The 2,321-nt window shown below is 61.1% G+C and carries 2 protein-coding genes; both read right to left on the minus strand.

What is annotated here, in order from left to right:
- Nucleotides 1–42 precede the first annotated feature (42 nt).
- A complete protein-coding gene (locus HU811_RS26655) occupies nt 43–483 on the minus strand; it encodes a carboxymuconolactone decarboxylase family protein (protein ID WP_186659067.1) in 441 nt (146 codons plus the stop codon).
- A 299-nt stretch (nt 484–782) separates the two neighbouring features.
- The gene (locus HU811_RS26660; protein ID WP_186659070.1) at nt 783–2,225 is read right to left on the minus strand and encodes a mechanosensitive ion channel family protein; all 1,443 of its coding nucleotides are present in this window, start codon (nt 2,223–2,225) and stop codon (nt 783–785) included.
- Nucleotides 2,226–2,321 lie beyond the last annotated feature (96 nt).

Below are 2,321 nucleotides of genomic sequence, written 5' to 3' on the forward strand. Positions count from 1 at the left end.
TCGCGAGCAAGCTTTGCTCCCACAGGTAGTTTCTGCTTTCGACTACGCCTCAGGCATCTTGCGAAAGCCCACCGCCAGGCGGTTCCAGCCATTGATGGCGTTGATTGCCACGGTCAGGTCGACCATTTCCTTGGGCGTGAAATGCTGGTTCAGCTGTTCGTAGTCGGCGTCTGGCGCATGGGTGTCGCTCAAGCGGGTCAGCGCTTCGGTCCAGGCCAGCGCGGCGCGTTCACGAGGGGTGAAAAACGGGGCTTCGCGCCAGGCGGTCACGGCATACAGGCGACGCTCCGTCTCACCGTCCTTGCGGGCATCGGCGGTGTGCATGTCGATGCAGAAGGCGCAGCCGTTGATTTGCGAGGAACGCAGCTTGACCAGTTCCAGCAGGGATTTTTCCAGGCCCAGTTTCGAAGCAGCGGTTTCGAACGCCAGCATGGCTTTGAAAGCTTCAGGGGAGGCGGTGTAGAAATCGATACGCGGTTGCATGGTGAACTCCAGAACGATTGGGTGTGGCGCTACGTTAGCGTTGCGCTGGCGCGGGACAAATAGCCAATTGTTGGGAAGTTCGGGTGGCCAATGGGCGCAGACGTCGGGTTTACCTTGAAGCAATGGAGAATGACTTTTGTGGCGAGGGAGCTCGCTCCCGCTCGGCTGCGCAGCAGTCGTAAAGCGATGGATTCGGTATGCCTGACCCACCGCATTCAGCAGGTTTTGGGGCCGCTTCGCGGCCCAGCGGGAGCAAGCTCCCTCGCCACAGGGGGCAAATGCACGCCCTTGGTACTTGCTCAGGCCCGGCTGCGCAACCATTGCAGGAAGCGCTTCTTGACGACCGGTTTGGGGACGTCGCGGGTCAGGTTCTGGGCCAGGTGCATGCGCACGTCCAGCAGGTTCTTCATCGCATCGTTGATGTCGCGGCGAGCGTCCAGGCAGGGTTTGAGGTAGCTCTTCTCGATGCGATAAAGGGTGCAGAAGGTCTTGGCGGAAAAGTTCGCCAGCGCGGCCTGGTCGGAAACGATCCCGGCTTCGCCAATAACCTCTCCCGGCCCCATGCGTCCGGCCTCGAACGGCTGGCCGTTACGAAACAGAGTGACGCTGACCACCCCCGACTCGATGATGAACAAATGATCGCTGACCTCCCCGGCCGGCAAAATCATGTCGCCGGCGCGGAAGGTCTGCAGGGTCATGTTCTGGCTGAAGGTGTCTTTCTCATCCTGGCGCAAGGTGGAGAAAATGCTCGAGCTTTCCAGCAACGCACGGGGCCGCGACACGCCATTGGCGGACGCGCTTTCGCTGGTGGACAACAGGCTTACGCCCGAAGCCTGCAAATGCCGGAACGCCAGGTCGAACAACTGATTGCGCACCTCGCGCTTCTGGCCCATGGACGCGACGAACCCGCTGATTTCATATTCCGCTCCAGTGCTGCCGGTGCTCTTGAGGGTCACGCAGGGTGCCGGGCTGGCAAGCAGGGAACGACAGCCAATCATCGCCCGCTCCAGCGCATCGATCACGGTTTGTGGCCGTGCATGCGGGCTGACCGGGATACTGATGGATAACCCGTGGACATCGCTGGGCCGGCTGAAGTTGACGATCTTGGCCTTGGCCGCCAAGGAGTTGGGAATCACCGCCATGCTGCCCTGGGCGGTCTGCAACCGTGTGGCGCGCCAATCGATATCGGTGACCCGGCCTTCGGTGCCATCGATGGAGATCCAGTCATCGACTTGATAGGGCTTGGTGGTGTTGAGCACGATCCCGGAGAACACGTCACTGAGGGTACTCTGCAACGCCAGGCCGACGATGATCGCCATCGCCCCGGACGTTGCCAGGACGCCCTTGACCGGCAAGTCCAGCACATACGCCAGGGCCGCGATGACGGCGATCAGGAAGATCACAGCGCCGATCAAATCCTGCAAGAGCCGCCCGGTATGCCCCACCCGCTGCATCATCACCACGCCGATCATCACCGTCAGGGTCCGCGCAGCGAACAGCCACCAGGCAATTTGTAAACCGGTGGACGCCAAGTGGCGTGGCACGTCGTCAACCCACTGTGCCGGCTGCAGGGGGTTGAGGCCTTCGTTGAACAGCAGCGCGCTGAACAACGAAAAAATCAGCAGCCGCCCGCCGATCTTCCAATAGGTCCGATCAGCACTGACCAGCCGCCACAGCAGAATGTCGAGCACCAGCAGCACCAAGGCACTCAGCAGTGGGTGAGCGGAGATCAGAGACGGCATCGCGACAGCTCCAGGAAAGTCATGGGCGAAGATTGGCACAAATTGAACACGCTGTAGAGATCACCCCAAACCAGTGTGGGAGCGGGCTTGCTCGCG

Origin of the sequence: Pseudomonas tehranensis (genome assembly GCF_014268615.1) — a bacterium.
Lineage (GTDB): Bacteria > Pseudomonadota > Gammaproteobacteria > Pseudomonadales > Pseudomonadaceae > Aquipseudomonas > Aquipseudomonas tehranensis.